General features: G+C 58.0%; 18 protein-coding genes. 14 read left to right on the forward strand and 4 right to left on the reverse strand.

Annotated features, from left to right (window positions below; genetic code table 11):
* Positions 1-9 precede the first annotated feature (9 nt).
* A complete protein-coding gene (locus FTO60_RS02065; RefSeq protein WP_148054412.1) occupies positions 10-315 on the forward strand; it encodes a hypothetical protein in 306 nt (101 codons plus the stop codon).
* Between the two features lie 531 nt (positions 316-846).
* Positions 847-1,461, forward strand: coding sequence for a hypothetical protein (locus FTO60_RS02070; protein WP_148054413.1), 615 nt, complete (start codon positions 847-849; stop codon positions 1,459-1,461).
* A gap of 598 nt (positions 1,462-2,059) precedes the next feature.
* Here FTO60_RS02070 and FTO60_RS02075 read toward each other — a convergent pair.
* Genes FTO60_RS02075 through FTO60_RS02085 form a run of 3 tightly spaced genes read right to left on the reverse strand, consistent with a single transcriptional unit; the run spans position 2,060 to position 4,673 of the window.
* Complete coding sequence (locus FTO60_RS02075; RefSeq protein ID WP_148054414.1) at positions 2,060-2,818, reverse strand: ABC transporter permease; 759 nt, start codon at positions 2,816-2,818, stop codon at positions 2,060-2,062.
* Positions 2,818-3,606, reverse strand: a complete 789-nt coding sequence (locus tag FTO60_RS02080; protein WP_148054415.1) for an ABC transporter ATP-binding protein — start codon at positions 3,604-3,606, stop codon at positions 2,818-2,820. The genes FTO60_RS02075 and FTO60_RS02080 overlap by 1 nt, the downstream gene beginning before the upstream one ends.
* A 59-nt stretch (positions 3,607-3,665) precedes the next feature.
* Entirely contained in the window at positions 3,666-4,673 is a 1,008-nt protein-coding gene (locus tag FTO60_RS02085) for an ABC transporter substrate-binding protein (RefSeq protein ID WP_254696931.1), read from the reverse strand.
* A gap of 504 nt (positions 4,674-5,177) precedes the next feature.
* On the opposite strand from FTO60_RS02085, the gene FTO60_RS02090 reads away from it, so the two are divergent.
* Genes FTO60_RS02090 through ureG form a run of 7 tightly spaced genes read left to right on the forward strand, consistent with a single transcriptional unit; the run spans position 5,178 to position 9,954 of the window.
* Entirely contained in the window at positions 5,178-5,882 is a 705-nt protein-coding gene (locus tag FTO60_RS02090) for an urease accessory protein UreD (RefSeq protein WP_254696864.1), read from the forward strand.
* On the forward strand, positions 5,883-6,185 hold the full coding sequence (locus FTO60_RS02095) for an urease subunit gamma (protein ID WP_148054418.1): 303 nt from the start codon (positions 5,883-5,885) through the stop codon (positions 6,183-6,185).
* Positions 6,186-6,194: 9 nt separating this feature from the next.
* Positions 6,195-6,500, forward strand: coding sequence for an urease subunit beta (locus tag FTO60_RS02100; RefSeq protein ID WP_148054419.1), 306 nt, complete (start codon positions 6,195-6,197; stop codon positions 6,498-6,500).
* On the forward strand, positions 6,500-8,209 hold the full coding sequence (gene ureC, locus FTO60_RS02105; protein ID WP_148054420.1) for an urease subunit alpha: 1,710 nt from the start codon (positions 6,500-6,502) through the stop codon (positions 8,207-8,209). The genes FTO60_RS02100 and ureC overlap by 1 nt, the downstream gene beginning before the upstream one ends.
* 11 nt (positions 8,210-8,220) lie before the next feature.
* Positions 8,221-8,694 (forward strand): urease accessory protein UreE, encoded by a 474-nt coding sequence (locus FTO60_RS02110; protein WP_148054421.1) that lies wholly within the window; start codon positions 8,221-8,223, stop codon positions 8,692-8,694.
* Positions 8,684-9,328, forward strand: a complete 645-nt coding sequence (locus tag FTO60_RS02115) for an urease accessory protein UreF (protein ID WP_148054422.1) — start codon at positions 8,684-8,686, stop codon at positions 9,326-9,328. The genes FTO60_RS02110 and FTO60_RS02115 overlap by 11 nt, the downstream gene beginning before the upstream one ends.
* On the forward strand, positions 9,325-9,954 hold the full coding sequence (ureG, locus tag FTO60_RS02120; RefSeq protein ID WP_148054423.1) for an urease accessory protein UreG: 630 nt from the start codon (positions 9,325-9,327) through the stop codon (positions 9,952-9,954). Before FTO60_RS02115 ends, ureG begins: the two co-directional genes overlap by 4 nt.
* Before the next feature lie 392 nt (positions 9,955-10,346).
* Here the strand turns inward: ureG and FTO60_RS02125 are convergent, their stop codons facing one another.
* The gene (locus tag FTO60_RS02125) at positions 10,347-10,760 is read right to left on the reverse strand and encodes a helix-turn-helix domain-containing protein (protein ID WP_172623777.1); all 414 of its coding nucleotides are present in this window, start codon (positions 10,758-10,760) and stop codon (positions 10,347-10,349) included.
* 76 nt (positions 10,761-10,836) lie between these two features.
* Here FTO60_RS02125 and FTO60_RS02130 point away from each other — a divergent pair, with 76 nt between their 5' ends.
* From FTO60_RS02130 to FTO60_RS02150, 5 genes are all read left to right on the forward strand, one after another.
* Positions 10,837-11,244 (forward strand): mercuric transporter MerT family protein, encoded by a 408-nt coding sequence (locus tag FTO60_RS02130; protein WP_148054424.1) that lies wholly within the window; start codon positions 10,837-10,839, stop codon positions 11,242-11,244.
* 15 nt (positions 11,245-11,259) lie between these two features.
* On the forward strand, positions 11,260-11,565 hold the full coding sequence (locus FTO60_RS02135) for a periplasmic mercury ion-binding protein (RefSeq protein WP_148054425.1): 306 nt from the start codon (positions 11,260-11,262) through the stop codon (positions 11,563-11,565).
* Positions 11,562-12,005 (forward strand): mercury resistance system transport protein MerF, encoded by a 444-nt coding sequence (gene merF, locus FTO60_RS02140; RefSeq protein WP_254696865.1) that lies wholly within the window; start codon positions 11,562-11,564, stop codon positions 12,003-12,005. Before FTO60_RS02135 ends, merF begins: the two co-directional genes overlap by 4 nt.
* A gap of 120 nt (positions 12,006-12,125) precedes the next feature.
* Positions 12,126-13,556: a mercury(II) reductase gene (gene merA / locus FTO60_RS02145; RefSeq protein ID WP_148054426.1), complete on the forward strand. Its 1,431-nt coding sequence runs from the start codon at positions 12,126-12,128 to the stop codon at positions 13,554-13,556.
* A 22-nt stretch (positions 13,557-13,578) separates the two neighbouring features.
* Positions 13,579-14,931: an NAD(P)/FAD-dependent oxidoreductase gene (locus FTO60_RS02150; protein ID WP_148054427.1), complete on the forward strand. Its 1,353-nt coding sequence runs from the start codon at positions 13,579-13,581 to the stop codon at positions 14,929-14,931.
* The last annotated feature ends 25 nt before the right edge of the window (positions 14,932-14,956 follow it).

Genomic DNA, 14,956 nt, shown 5'->3' on the forward strand with positions numbered 1-14,956 from the left:
CTGCCGTTCATGCGCTTTGCAGCATTGATCAAGCCGGGTTCTCTACTGCCGACCGCTGCGGGAAGCATAACTAAGTCCCGCAACTTGATCCTTGAGCAATTTGTTCTCGCGGCAGAAAGTTCGAATGATCGGTTTTTGCGCCGCATGGCGGCACGGATTTCTTTGCATGCGCCGCAATTTTGGCGCTGCGAGCGCAGGCAACAAGAAATCACGATGACCGGGTTGGGCCCTTTTACACCTTCGCCGCCGCTTCGACGAAGGGCCGCTCTTCATATTGGGTCAGAACTGAATGACGCGATTCTTTTTGTTTCGTGAAGATTTAGCTGCAAAAAGAATCGAAGGTTTGTGACACACCACACAAATACTTGATAACGCTCACAAGCGTGTGTCTGACGTCAGCACCTGTGGGGCAGATTTGAGGGATTGGCATCAGGAGGATTTCTGGTTCATCGTAACCGTCAAGGAGTGGAGATGAGACAGACATTCGGAAGCCAATGTCTACTTCGGGCGCGACAAAGCCATTCTGGAACAAAGGGAAAGGATCAAACAGAAGACGCTCGAAGCGAGACGCTTGCATCACAGCCAACGCGCCGCATAATCACATTAACCAGATGAGCCGAACTCTCTCTTAGTTTAGGCCGCCATTGGTTCCAAAAACCCTGACGACGGACAGTCAGCTAATCATATGCGATAGGCCTAATAGATCGACACCTAATAGCCTCAGCACTATGCCAATTCGAACATTGGCGACAGAGAATGATGCTCAAAGCAATGAGTTTAGGGCTGCAACCTCCAGCTGAGCACAGATAACATCGTCGCTAAGAAAGCAACGAAATTGAACTTCTGATGACATTTGGGGATGTGGCGACCATCATGCAGAGTTCGTATTTCGGGCAATTTAGCGGCGACCCAGCAATTGAATTTAGGCTTCTCAAAATCTTAGTTAGAAATAAACTCTGTGGTCTTATCCTTCTTGCATTACCGATTGCTTCATTGGCGGACATTCATTCAGAATACTCGTGGGAAGTCAGACTATCCAGTGAAATTGTTGACGCTCAAATCTGCCAGATTGCCCTTAGTCCAATACCTGAAGTTTGTGAGCATTTCGCTCGCGTAAATACAGAACTGTTCCCTGATCAAAAAGACCGGAGTCGGGGTGGTCTTGAGTATGCGTGGCTCGACATAAACCGTGATGGGAAACTGGATCTCATATTGAGAGTTCGCAACTTCGAATGGTGCGGCAGCGTCGGATGCGCAAACTATATTTTCCTAAGCGAACTAGCTAGTGATGGTTCCGCCTCATACGAAACAGCAACCATCCTGCCGATCAGTCTGGAACCTATCTTCGTCTTCGACCGAGGAGGTTTGGGAATCGCACTTCGTTTTGGGGCTTCAGACTTTTTTGTAGACCCGGTCGCGCTTTATAGATCAGGCAAGAATGAATATCGAATTGAGGATTGAGAATTGGCTTCATTTGAGCAGACACAAAACCTAATTGATAGCTTCGCTAATAAGAACCTTGCGGCGTTTATCCAATCTGTAGGTTACCGAGAAAGTGACAATGACTATTCTTTTCAAGGCGGGCTTCGGTTGGGAGCATACCAGTCTGAAAGAATCGCGTTGCTGGACATTGGTTGAATTGAGGCAAGCAGCGGCAGCGATCCAAGTACATGGAATTGGACAGGAAAGCATGGCGTCAATAGTGTCGCGGATTTTCTAGGCCCAAACGCAGAATTTTATCAAGACTTGGCTTTCATTGAATGGACCCAGCGGCAATGGCAATTCATCCGAGCAACTGACAACGAGTATTGGGGTGATCAGACGTTAGATGAGGTCGATCTTAGTGTCAGTGTGTCTGACGTCAGACAATCCGAGGATGCGATCTTGTGAATTCATCTTGTCCGAGGGAAGAGGCCATGCCGCCTCCCTTTCGACGACGTGTTGTTGAATGGTGAAGACTTCTGAGCCCGCTGACTGTTGGTTCGGGATTTGACGCGAAAATCCGGTGTCCGTCACGAGGGGCCGCGGCCACAGGGATTATAGTTTGCGCGCGCGCTTCTCAGCTTCCCTCTCGATCCGCCCAACCGGCAAAGATGCGTTCCAGAAAAATAACGGCGTAGTATAAAATGATGCCCAGAAAGGCGAGGGCAATCAAAACCGCGAACATCAGGGGATAATCCCCATTGGTTTCGCCCGATTTGAATAGCGCCCCAAGGCCGCGGCCATGTGGGCTCACGATCTCGACCAGATTGGTGCCAATGAACGCCAGGGTCGCCGATACTTTCAGTGCCCCAAAGAATTCCGGCAAGGTCTTGGGCAACGCGATCTTGCGAAAGATCGTATACCGTGATGCGCCGAGCGCGCGCAGTATGTCACGGTATTCGGGCTCCAGCGTGGACAGCCCAATCCCGACCGACACGGCAATCGGGAAAAACGAAATCATAAAGGCCATCAGCACCGTGTTGAAGTCATGTTGCCCGATAAAGATGAGCGAGATGACAGGCACCAGCGTTGCTTTGGGAATAGCGTTGAAGCCTACCAGCAATGGATAAAGTGCATTGCGGGCGACCTTTGAAAAACCGATGATCATGCCGATCAAGGTGCCGAACACCACAGCCAGCATCAAACCCGCGACGGTGCGCCAAAGGGTTTGCCAGCCCATGATCAGGAACAGATATTTGAAGTTCCAGAATGCCGGTGGCAAGTCGGAGGGGGAAGCCATCTTGTAGTTCGGCCAGTCGTTGACCCAAACCAACATTTCCCACAGTCCAAGGAACACGAGGATGGCGAGCACGGGTGTCGCGATCTTGAATAGCATCAGTGGTCCGCCTCGGCGCGGCCCTGTGCAATCTTGATCTGGTCGCGCAAGATGTGCAGCATATCGGCTGCGGTTGGAGTGAACAGCACGTCCAGGGTGCGATCCTCTGGCAAATCGATATCCATCACGTATTGCGTCCGTGCTGGCCGACCGGACAGGACGATCACCTGATCCCCCAGAAAAACGCTTTCGCGCAGATCATGCGTAATCAGAACTGCCGTAAACGGTTCCGCACGGCGCAGGTCGCGCATTGTCTGCCACAGGTCTTCGCGGGTGAAGGCATCCAGTGCCCCGAACGGTTCGTCCATGATCAACACATCGGGCTTGTGGACAAGCGACCTGCACAGTGACGCGCGCTGGCGCATACCCCCCGACAATTCCGAAGGGCGCTTGTGTTCGAACCCAAGCAGCCCGACCATTTCAAGCAATGCCATCGCGCGGTCGATCCGTGACGCCTTGGGCATCTTGGGCGCAACGATTTCAAGCGGCAGGACCACGTTGTCGAGGATCGTGCGCCACTCCAATAGCACGGGGTTCTGAAACGCCATCCCGACGGTCTTGCGGGGGCCCTTTACACGTTCGCCATGTAGCCAGACTTCGCCTGCATCAGGCTTCATCAGCCCTGCGACAAGGCGGGTCAATGTGGATTTTCCGCATCCCGACGGTCCGACGACAGCTGCAAATGTGCCTTCGGGGACGGAGACATCCAACCCGTCAAGCACGGGCAAAGGCCCGCCCGCAGTCTGATAGGCGTGGGTCACCGCTTTTATTTCTATGAGATTTTCGATGGTATTTACCCCTGGCAGCCGGGGCCGTCCCCGCGCTTGGACACGGCCCCGATAGGTTGTTACTGCAGCATCAGGCTGCCGTCGGTCGGCAGATAGCTTGGGTCGAAATACAACGCGGCGTCGGGCTCGCTCTGGAACGTATAGACCGATTTCGTTTGTGCGATCGCGCTCATCATGCGCTCATCATCGATAGAGCCGATGCCGTTTGCGATCACGAAATCGGTCAGGACGTTGGCATCGATCGCCATTTGCAGGCGCTCGGCCTCAAGCGCGGGATCAGCGGCCGGGTTGCGTTCCATCAGTGCGGCAATGGCGGTGTCAGGATCCGCAATCGCGTCCTTCCAGCCCATCGCGATAGCAGCCAGAAATGCGGTGACCTGCGCGGGGTTGGAGTCGGCAAAATCGGTATTCACGATAATCGCGTTGCCATAAAGATCAACGCCATAGTCCGCCATCAGCAGGACCGATATGTCATCGGCGGGAATGCCAAGGCGCATCAGGTTCAACGTCGATGAAAATGAAAAACCGGTGATCGCGGCGACGTTGCCCTCGGCCAACATCGGCTCCCGGGTTGGAAACCCGACGTCTTCGACAGTAATTTCGGACATATCAATACCGGTTTCCGCGGCAAAGATCGGGAACTGCGCCCATGCGCCATCGGGTGGCGGAGCGCCCAAGACCTTGCCCATCAAATCCTCTGGGGCTTCGATCCCCAATGACCGGCGACCGATCACGGCAAAGGGCGGTTTGTCATAGACCATCATAACGGCCGTGATCGGCGCGCCGGGGTTCTGGTCAAGAAAACGCATCAGCGAATTGATATCGGCAAAGCCGACCGGAAACGCCCCAGTTGCCACCTTCGGGATTGCGTCAAGGGAACCGGCCCCTTCATTGATCGTCACGGCAAGGCCGGCATCTGAAAAATACCCCGCATCGAGGGCCTGAAAATAAGGGGCTGCCGGCCCCTCAAACTTCCAGTCCAGCGCAAACGGCATCTCTGTTTGCGCGAATGCCGGTGAAGTCAGCAGGGCTGCGACAGTCGCCAGAAGCGTTTTACCAAATAGCATCATGTGTCCTCTTTCAGCGGTGTGGTTATCAGGGATCACTAGGTCAAAGCCGATCGCGGACTCCCAGTCACGTCATCAACAATTCTGGAAACGCACGCACCTTCGCTCAAAGTTTGACCATCTTTTCGCACACACGCCTGTTAGTCGCGCAGTTTGCACAGATGCGCCGCACGATTTGCGCGGACACGTCGTGCAGCCTGGTCAAGATGAGTCGAGGGCGACGCACCGGGCATCGAGTTCTCAAACTGCCCGAAATATGGGCGATTCTTTCTATATCGCTTGCTTTTTGCGCTGAGCGGTCGACCAAGCGCTTCAGCACGGCATCGCGCTGGCGGCGCCGACCCTGCCAGGCATATAAAGTCAAGACCGCACTCGGGATCCTGCGACACCTGCATGTTTGACAGCCTATCAACCACACAACCCCGTTCAAAGGGGGCCGCGGTTCTCTCGGCCAAGCGGCGTGGCAAGGCCAGCGTCATCGATACCTTACATCAATCCGGGTGTATGCGCGTCCTGTTTCCGCGTAGTGCTGGTGCACTTGATGCGGTGCTGATCAACACATCCGGAGGCGTGACCGGCGGCGACCGGATTGCGATCCGCGCAAGGGTCGGCCAGGGTTGTGCCCTCAGCCTGACGACGCAAGCAGCCGAGCGCGCCTACCGCGCACAACCCTTTGAGACAGGGCGCATATCAACCGACATCTCTGTCGATGATGACGCAATGCTGGCGTGGTTGCCGCAGGAATTGATCCTGTATGACGGCTGCGATCTTGATCGCAGCTTGAACGTCGCATTGGCACCATCCGCCACGGCACTGTTGGTGGAGACCGTAGCCTTTGGACGCATGGCGATGGGCGAGACCCTGGACAGTATACGGTTCAGGGACCGGATATCCATCCACCGCAACGGTCGCCCCATCTACCTGGACGGCGTTACGTTCGCTGGGAACGGTTCGGAAAAGCTGGCGCAAGGCGCAGTTGCGCAGGGGGCCAACGCTATGGCCAGCATCGTTTATGCCGCACCCGACGCCGAAGGGCATCTTGGCGCGGTGCGGTCGCATCTGCCCCAGTTCGGTGGGGCATCCCTGCTTGCCAAGGGCCTGCTGGTCGTCAGGATCGTGGCGCGCGATACCTATGTCCTGCGTCAGTCCCTGATTCCAATTCTCGAGCGTCTGTCAAAGGCGCCACTTCCCAAGTCATGGAGACTTTGAATGCAACTAACCCCGCGCGAAAAGGATAAACTGATCATTGCGATGGCTGCCGAAGTGGCGCGCAAGCGGCTGGCACGTGGTGTCAAGCTGAACCATCCCGAGGCCATCGCCCTGATCACCGACGCGGTTGTCGAAGGTGCGCGCGATGGCAGGTCCGTGGCCGATATGATGACGCATGGTGCGACCATCCTGTCGCGTGATCAATGCATGGACGGCATCGCCGAAATGATTCCCGACGTGCAGGTCGAGGCAACATTTCGCGACGGCACAAAACTGGTCACCGTTCACAACCCAATCAGATAGGAACCCGCAATGATCCCCGGACAAGTCTTTCCGAAAGAGGGCCACCTGACACTGAACGACGGCCGCCCGCAAACCACGCTGATGGTGGCCAACGCCGGCGACAGGCCGGTGCAGGTTGGCAGCCACTACCACTTTGCCGAGAGCAATGCCGCGTTGGAGTTTGATCGCGCAGCCGCATATGGCCAGCGGCTGGACATTGCCGCGGGGACTGCGGTGCGGTTTGAACCCGGCCAGCGTCGCGAAGTCGTCCTGATCCCGCTCAGCGGCGCACGACGTGTATTCGGGTTCAACGCGACCGTCATGGGAGAGCTGTAATGCCCGCCCTCATCAAACGTGCGGAATATGCCGCCATGTTCGGACCGACCACCGGCGACCGCCTGCGGCTGGCGGATACCGACCTGATCATCGAGGTCGAGCGCGATCTGACGACCTATGGCGAAGAGGTCAAGTTCGGTGGCGGCAAGGTCATCCGCGACGGCATGGGCCAATCCCAGGTCACGCGAGCGGGGGGTGCCGTAGATACCGTCATTACCAACGCGCTGATCGTCGATCATTCCGGTATTTACAAGGCTGACGTAGGCCTTCGCGATGGCCGGATCCACAAGATCGGTAAGGCAGGCAACCCGGACACGCAACCGCGTGTAGATATTGTCATCGGCCCCAGTACTGAAGTAATCGCCGCAGAAGGGCGCATCCTGACAGCGGGCGGGTTTGATTCACACATCCACTTCATTTGTCCGCAACAGATGGATGATGCACTGCATTCCGGCGTGACCACAATGCTGGGCGGCGGCACCGGTCCCGCGCATGGGACGCTGGCCACGACCTGCACCCCCGGGCCGTGGCACATCGGCCGCATGCTTCAGGCGATCGATGCCGTTCCGATGAACATCGGACTGTCCGGCAAAGGCAATGCCTCGCAACCCGAAGCCCTCGTCGAAATGGTCACGGCGGGTGCATGTGCGCTCAAACTGCATGAAGATTGGGGGACAACACCCGCGGCGATTGATTGCTGCCTGTCCGTCGCTGATGACATGGACGTGCAGGTGATGATCCATACCGACACGCTGAACGAATCTGGTTTCGTCGAAACGACTGTTGCGGCGATGAAGGGCCGCACGATCCACGCCTTCCACACCGAAGGTGCGGGCGGCGGCCATGCGCCAGACATCATCAAGATCTGTGGCGACGCCAATGTGCTGCCCAGTTCGACCAATCCGACGCGGCCCTTCACGGTGAACACGCTGGAAGAACACCTCGACATGCTGATGGTCTGTCATCATCTGGACAAGTCCATCCCCGAGGACGTGGCCTTTGCCGAAAGCCGTATCCGGCGCGAGACAATTGCCGCCGAGGATATTCTTCACGACATGGGCGCATTTTCGATCATCGCCAGCGACAGTCAGGCGATGGGTCGCGTCGGCGAGGTGTTGATCCGCACATGGCAAACAGCCGACAAGATGAAGAAACAGCGCGGCAGGTTGGCCGAAGAAACCGGTGAGAACGACAATTTTCGCGTGCGCCGCTACATCGCGAAATATACGATCAACCCCGCCATCGCCCATGGGATGAGTCGCGAGATAGGGTCCATCACAGAAGGCAAACGTGCGGATCTCGTCTTGTGGAATCCGGCATTTTTCGGGGTGAAACCGGAAATGGTGCTGATGGGCGGCATGATCGTCTGTGCGCAAATGGGCGATGCGAATGCATCGATCCCGACGCCGCAGCCTGTCTATTCGCGACCTATGTTCGGGGCGATGGGTGGTGCCGTTGCGCAGACGGCCGTCACCTTTGTCAGCGCCGCCGCCCAAGCGGACGGCATCGGCGACACGCTGGGCCTGTCCAAGCAGACCGTCGCCGTGGAAAACACACGTAACATTGGTAAACGCGACTTGATCCTGAACGACGCGCTGCCGCAAATCGAGGTTCACCCCGAAACCTATGAGGTCCGGGCGGACGGCGAGTTGCTGACCTGCGAACCGGCGTCGGAATTGCCGATGGCCCAACGGTATTTCCTGTTTTGAAAGAGGATGCGATGATAGATCTACCCGTCGCGCAGTCGCGTTTGCGCGCAGGCACATGGACCGGACCTGCATCCCTGTGCAGTCTTGACTACGACGCGCGATTCTTGCGGCGCAAGGTGCTGGCAACCGCCGACGGTCAGCATTTTCTGGTCGATCTGGCGCAGACAACGTCGCTTGAACATGGCGATGCACTGGAACTGTCGGACGGGACGCGCGTGCAGATCGCTGCGGCGCCCGAACCTGTCCTGCAAGTGTCGGGAACGAATATCACGCAGCTTGCCTGGCACATCGGCAACCGCCATACGCCCTGCCAGATCTTGCCGGACATGCTGGTGATCCGCGATGATCCGGTAATCGCGGATATGCTTCGACACCTTGGGGCGATTGTAGCGGTGGCAAAGCTGCCTTTTACCCCCGAGGGTGGCGCCTATGGTCACGGGCGCACCCACAGCCACGCGCATGGGGCAACAGCGCATGACCACTAGCGCTATCCTCACGCTGCAGCAGTGGTTGTCGGGTGCTTACCCGCTTGGCAGCTTCGCCTATTCGCATGGATTGGAAGCGGCGATCGATGAAGGGTGGGTCCACGATGCCACGACACTTGAGATCTGGTTGCGAGACGTGCTGCGCGAAGGAACAGGTCGCGCCGACATCATCGTGTTGCGCGCCGCATACCAAAGCAAAACGCGCGCCGAACTGATGGAAATCGATGCGACTGCACGCGCCTTTGCGGCCAGCCATGAGCGGTTGCGAGAAAGCCTGCACCAAGGCGCGGCATTCGCGCGGACCACATCCGCTATCGCGGACATCGACGTGCCAGAGGTTCTGTTTCCGGTCGCGGTCGGCTGCGCTGCGGCGCGTCTGGACATTCCGGTAGAGATTACCGCGCCGATGTATTCGCAAGCGTTTGCAAGCAGCATTGTGATGGCCTGCGTCCGGTTGATGCGGCTGGGACAAACACAGGCGCACAAGGTGATCAGCGACCTTGCACAGGTTTGCGAACAGACGGCCAATGAAACGACAGGCGCCACGCTTGACGATCTCTATTCCAATACGTTCCTTTCTGACATCGCGGCCATGCGCCACGAAGTCCAACCGCATAGGCTTTGCCAATCATGACCCACCTAAATGGCCCGCTTCGGATCGGCATCGGTGGCCCTGTGGGCGCGGGCAAGACCACCTTGACTGCGCGTCTGGCGCAGTTGCTACATCCAAGGCATTCCATCGGCGTTGTCACCAACGATATCTACACCAAGGAAGACGCAGAGGCCTTGACCCGGATGCAGATACTGCCAAGCGACCGCATTATCGGGGTCGAGACCGGCGGCTGCCCGCACACGGCCATCCGCGAGGATGCCAGCATCAACTTGGCCGCGATTGAACAAATGCAAGAACGCCACCCCGACGTCGCAGTCATCTTGATCGAATCCGGCGGTGATAATCTGTCGGCCACGTTCAGCCCGGAACTCGCCGATCTGACCCTTTACGTGATTGACGTCGCCGCGGGCGAGGAAATCCCCCGCAAGGGCGGCCCGGCCATCACCAGATCCGACGTGCTGGTGATCAACAAGACCGACCTTGCACCCTATGTCGGTGCGTCGCTTGATGTGATGAAACGGGATGCCACACGCATGCGGAACGGCAAGCCATTCGTCATGACCTCGCTGCGAAACGGGGGCGGGGCGGGTGAGGTGCTTGACCTGATTTGTCAAATCGGCGGGTTGTCAAAGCAGGGCGGTTCATGAACCGGTCCGTCTGGCGCGCGCATGACAGCTAAACACACGGCCAATGCCAACCAAGGCATTGGCAGATTGCTGAAATCGCCGCGGCGTTCTGGTGTGTCAGCAAGGCGGTGTTAGGCCACTCTTCGGCTTTAAAGGGCAACCACTTCCCATGTTAGGCAGCCAGATAGCAGCCAAGATCCGGCGTGATTGCCTGCGGCCACCGACGGGCGGCGTCTGGGCGCAGGATCAGTATCCTTCGGACGGCCCTCGGCGTTTGATCCCGGAGTCATGGGCGTTGATCCTCGACTACACCGACACACGCAGGCCAAGTCGGTTTTTCCAATAGGACAAAACCTTGATTGAATGCCTACTTCTGCGTCGGATGGCACGAACCCCCCGATCAATCACGCTGCTCATGCATCAAGAAGTGCGTCGATAACAGCGCATTCCGGCGCGGCATCACCGGTGCATCGCGCAACGGTTTCCGACAAGACGCGCTCTATGCGTTGCAGATCGGCAATCTTGGCCTGAACATCGCTCAGATGATCCTCGGCGATAATCTGAACTTCGGCGCATGTCCGGGACTGGTCATCGACCAGCCCAAGCAGCCCGCGGACTTCCTCAAGCGTGAAGCCAAGATCGCGGGATCGCATGACGAATTTCAACCGTTTGACATGAGTATCGTCATAGCTTCGATAGCCTTTCACGCTGCGCGGCGGGTCTGGCATAATGCCGATCTTTTCGTAGTAGCGGATGGTTTCCAGGTTACAGCCTGTGACCCCCGCGAGCTCCCCCCGCCGAATTGACCTCACGCGTGCGTTATTCATTTCGCAGAAAAACCCCTTGAGCCTGTATCAGCTACAGACCCTAGAACGGTGGAAACATCAGTTCAAGGACGATTCGATGGAACGACAATTTGCAGAGGTGCCGCTCACTCAGCCGCAGCAAACCGGCGATAACACCGCCAAGGGTTGGGGTGCGACCGGCCTTGGTGTCCTCGGCGCGCTGGCCATGACGTCTTGCTGCATCTTGCCGCTGGTGCTGGTCAGCTTTGGCGTAACAGGCGTGTTCATCGCACAGCTTGGGGCGCTCTATGCTTACAAGTGGTATACTTTCACACTCAGCGCCGCGTTTATCGGATACGGATTTTACAAGGCCTACAAGCCCGCAGATGCCGAGGCTTGCGCAGATGGCACCTGCGCCCGACCGATCGACCGCCGCATTATGCGAGCGATCCTCTGGGCCGCGTCTGCGGTTGTCGTTGTCGCGATGATCTTCCCATACATCACCCCATACATCCTGAAATTATAAGCAAGGATCAAATTCATGAAGTATTTACTGTTGTCATCGGCATTCATCGTCGCCGCGCTATCCTCTGCAGCCTTGGCAGAAGAGCGCAGGATCGAGATCACCGTTGGTAAATTGACCTGCCCGTCCTGTTCTTTCATCGTAGCAAGCGCGCTCAGGGGCGTCCCTTCAGTGGAAATCAATGGTTTCGAGGATGGACTCGAGGAAGGTCAGGGTATTTACACCGTGAGTTTTGATGACGCCGAAACGGCCATAGCGATCATTATCGGGGCAGTAACTGCCAACGGTTATCCGGCTTCCGCCCTGCCCGAGATTGACTCGTGAATATAGAACTCGACCTCGCTTCAACGCAACGCAACTCAATGAAAGTCAGCCCCTTGACGGATACATCTGAAAACCCCGACCGATTGTTGAAACGCGGGCTCGCCGGCGCGCTGTTTATGGCGGTTTGTTGTTTTACGCCGCTGCTCGTCATTGTCGTCGCTGGCGTGGGGTTGTCGGCGCTCACGGGCTGGCTCGATTATGTGTTGTTCCCGCTGTTGTTCTTGTGTCTGGCGGTGGTGGTGCAGGCGCTCTGGTTGCGCGCAGGCAGGCCAGGCCCGGCTCCGAAACTCTGGGCGACCGCGATAGCCGCCGCGCTATCCGTGCTTTTCATCTGGATCGAGTTCCGTTTCGCGTTGCGGATCACTTTGGGCGTTTTTGTTGCTGTCGGGATTTACGCCTTTTTCCTTAGTCGCATGACATCGAACAGAGCGACGCAATGAAGACGGCCCTACGCGGCAGGCGACATCCCTGGCATGGCAACACCGCTTATTGCTGTCGGTGCGATCATCTATCCGAGTGTCGCCACGCGGCAATAACCGACCTGAAAGAGGCGCATTGAAATGAAAGATGCTGACAAAAATTACAACGGACCGGGCAGCTATGACCTGATCGTTCTCGGGGCCGGATCGGCGGGGTTCTCGGCCGCAATCACCGGTGCTGATGGTGGAAAGCGTGTCGCCCTCGTTGGGCACGGGACCATTGGCGGGACATGCGTCAACGTGGGATGCGTGCCGTCCAAGGCGATGATCCGTGCGGCAGAGGCGGTGCATGGTGCGAAAGCTGCCGAGAGGTTCCCCGGCCTGTCGGGGCAAGCGCAGGTGGACGACTGGCCGATGCTCGTTCAGTCCAAGGACGATCTGGTCGCGACGCTGCGACAGAAGAAATATGCAGATCTTTTACCGGAATACGAGGGCGTTGATTACATCGACGCCGGTCCCGCGCGGCTGATCGAAGGTGGCGTGACAGTCGGTGAGCGAACCCTGAAAGCGCCGAAGATCATCATCGCTACGGGCGGGCGCCCCGTTCTGCCGACCATTGACGGGATCGAGAAAATCGGCGCGCTCGACAGCACCAGCCTGCTTGAACTTGAAATCCTGCCGAAAAGCCTGATCTTCGTTGGCGCGGGCTACATCGGCGCGGAACTCGCCCAGATGATGAGCCGCATGGGGGTGAAGGTCACGCTCGTCGCACGGTCGCATCTGTTGCCCGGCGCGGAGCCGGAGGTCTCAAAGGCATTGGCGGAAGCATTCGAGGCCGAAGGGATCACCCTTCTCACCGGATTGAGCTACGACAATGCGCGCCGCAACGACGCGGGCGTGACGCTGCGCGTGATCCAGGACGGAAAGCCGGTCGCGGTGACGGCGGATCACCTTGTTTCGACCGCTGGCAGGCGGGCCAATACCGAAGGTATGGGGCTGGAAGACATCGGCGTTGAAACCGACGCGCACGGGTCCATCGTTGTGGGCGATGACATGCGGACATCGGTGCCTGGTATCTATGCGGCAGGCGACGTGACCGACCGCGACCAGTTCGTTTATATGGCGGCCTATGGTGCAAAGCTCGCGGCCAGAAACGCGGTTCTTGGCGAGGACCATCGCTACGACAACGCCGCGATGCCCTGGGTCGTGTTTTCAGATCCGCAGGTCGCGGGCGTCGGTCTCAGCGAAACCCGCGCTCGGGACGCAGGCTTCGACGTCAAGACGTCCATCGTGCCACTCGATCAAGTGCCGCGCGCGCTGGCCGCACGTGACACGCGCGGATTGATCAAGCTGGTAGCCGACAGAAAGACCGACCAGCTGCTTGGTGGCCAGATCATCGCGCCCGAGGGGTCCGATACGATTCAGACCCTCGTTATGGCGCTGAAGTTCGGCATGACCACCAAGGCGCTGGGCGAGACGATCTTTCCGTATCTGACAACGGTTGAAGGGCTGAAGCTGGCGGCGCAAACCTTTGATATGGATGTGGCAAAGCTGAGCTGTTGTGCCGGATGAAGATCAGGCAAGGGATGAAAGAATGAGCCAAGACTACGACCTGATTGTCATCGGGGCGGGCATGGCAGGTGTGGCAGCCGCCAACAAGTGTGGCGCGGCAGGATGGCGTGTGGCTATCGTCGATGCGTTGCCCTACGGCGGCACCTGCGCATTGCGCGGCTGCGATCCGAAGAAAATCTTGCGGCGCGGTGCGGAAATCATCGACGCGGCACGGCTCATGCAGGGCAAGGGGATCGACGCTGGCGACCTTTCGATCAACTGGGCCGATCTGATGGCACACAAGCGTGGCTTCACCGACCCGGTGCCGGACAAGATGGAGAAGGGCCTGTTGGGCAACGGCGTCGAAACCCTGCATGGCGCCGCGCGCTTCACGGGAAGCAACACGCTGGAGGTCGATGGAACAGCATATCGGTCGGAACGGTTCCTCGTGGCCGCCGGTGCCATGCCCAGGCCGCTCGGTTTCACCGGAGCCGATCTCGTGATCGACAGCACGGATTTCCTTAACCTTGAGGCCCTTCCCGAACGCATCCTCTTTATCGGCGGCGGCTTCGTGTCATTCGAGTTTGCGCATATCGCCGCGCGGGCCGGAGCCAAGCCGACCATCGTGGATCGCGGTGCCCGTCCTTTGGGCGGCTTCGATCCCGATCTGGTCGAGCTACTGATCGAGCGCAGTGCCAGTATCGGCGTGGACCTGATGCGCGAGGCTGAGATCGTTTCGGTCTCGCAAACCGATGTAGCATTTGCGGTCAAGGTGACGTCGGGCGATCAGACCCGGACAATCGAGGTCGATCTGGTCGTGCATGGCGCGGGCCGCGTTGCTGCCCTGACCGATCTGAATCTTGAGGCGGCTGGTGTTGACTACGGTGACAAGGGCATCGTCGTGGCCCCCCATCTGCAAAGCACGACAAATAGCGCGGTCTATGCCGCCGGAGATTCCGCCGACACCGACGGCCTGCCCTTGACGCCGGTCGCGGTGATCGAAGGGAAGGTCGCTGCCTCCAACATGCTCAAAAACGGGCAGATCGCGCCGGATTACGCAGGCATTCCGACGGCCGTCTTCACCGTTCCGGAAGTGGCGCGTGTCGGCATGTTGGAAAGTGAGGCAAGGGACGCCGGGCATGACGTTGATGTCCGGTTCACCGACACCGGCGGTTGGTATTCGAACTACCGGATCGGCGAGACGTCAGCCGCTGCGAAGATCCTCGTAGACAGGTCGAACGGCAAAATCCTTGGTGCGCACTTGTTCGGCCCGGAATACGCCGAGTTGATCAACTTTTTCGGGTTGGCCATAAAGCTGGGCCTCACGGCAAAGCAACTTCGGTCAATGACGGCTGCCTATCCGAGTGTTGGGTCGGATCTGGGATCGCTCCTTTGACAGAAGATTGTCGCGCGACAGTTCT

Source organism: Octadecabacter sp. SW4, from assembly GCF_008065155.1.
Taxonomy (GTDB): Bacteria; Pseudomonadota; Alphaproteobacteria; order Rhodobacterales; family Rhodobacteraceae; genus SW4.

Excerpts from the sequence above, each read along its gene's own strand:
- FTO60_RS02065 (WP_148054412.1), top strand. The coding sequence starts at position 10 with ATGCGCTTTGCAGCATTGATCAAGCCGGGTTCTCTACTGCCGACCGCT.
- FTO60_RS02070 (WP_148054413.1), top strand. The coding sequence starts at position 847 with ATGACATTTGGGGATGTGGCGACCATCATGCAGAGTTCGTATTTCGGG.
- FTO60_RS02075 (WP_148054414.1), bottom strand. The coding sequence starts at position 2,818 with ATGCTATTCAAGATCGCGACACCCGTGCTCGCCATCCTCGTGTTCCTT.
- FTO60_RS02085 (WP_254696931.1), bottom strand. The coding sequence starts at position 4,673 with ATGCTATTTGGTAAAACGCTTCTGGCGACTGTCGCAGCCCTGCTGACT.
- FTO60_RS02090 (WP_254696864.1), top strand. The coding sequence starts at position 5,178 with ATGCGCGTCCTGTTTCCGCGTAGTGCTGGTGCACTTGATGCGGTGCTG.
- FTO60_RS02095 (WP_148054418.1), top strand. The coding sequence starts at position 5,883 with ATGCAACTAACCCCGCGCGAAAAGGATAAACTGATCATTGCGATGGCT.
- FTO60_RS02100 (WP_148054419.1), top strand. The coding sequence starts at position 6,195 with ATGATCCCCGGACAAGTCTTTCCGAAAGAGGGCCACCTGACACTGAAC.
- ureC (WP_148054420.1), top strand. The coding sequence starts at position 6,500 with ATGCCCGCCCTCATCAAACGTGCGGAATATGCCGCCATGTTCGGACCG.
- FTO60_RS02110 (WP_148054421.1), top strand. The coding sequence starts at position 8,221 with ATGATAGATCTACCCGTCGCGCAGTCGCGTTTGCGCGCAGGCACATGG.
- FTO60_RS02115 (WP_148054422.1), top strand. The coding sequence starts at position 8,684 with ATGACCACTAGCGCTATCCTCACGCTGCAGCAGTGGTTGTCGGGTGCT.
- ureG (WP_148054423.1), top strand. The coding sequence starts at position 9,325 with ATGACCCACCTAAATGGCCCGCTTCGGATCGGCATCGGTGGCCCTGTG.
- FTO60_RS02125 (WP_172623777.1), bottom strand. The coding sequence starts at position 10,760 with ATGAATAACGCACGCGTGAGGTCAATTCGGCGGGGGGAGCTCGCGGGG.
- FTO60_RS02130 (WP_148054424.1), top strand. The coding sequence starts at position 10,837 with ATGGAACGACAATTTGCAGAGGTGCCGCTCACTCAGCCGCAGCAAACC.
- FTO60_RS02135 (WP_148054425.1), top strand. The coding sequence starts at position 11,260 with ATGAAGTATTTACTGTTGTCATCGGCATTCATCGTCGCCGCGCTATCC.
- merA (WP_148054426.1), top strand. The coding sequence starts at position 12,126 with ATGAAAGATGCTGACAAAAATTACAACGGACCGGGCAGCTATGACCTG.
- FTO60_RS02150 (WP_148054427.1), top strand. The coding sequence starts at position 13,579 with ATGAGCCAAGACTACGACCTGATTGTCATCGGGGCGGGCATGGCAGGT.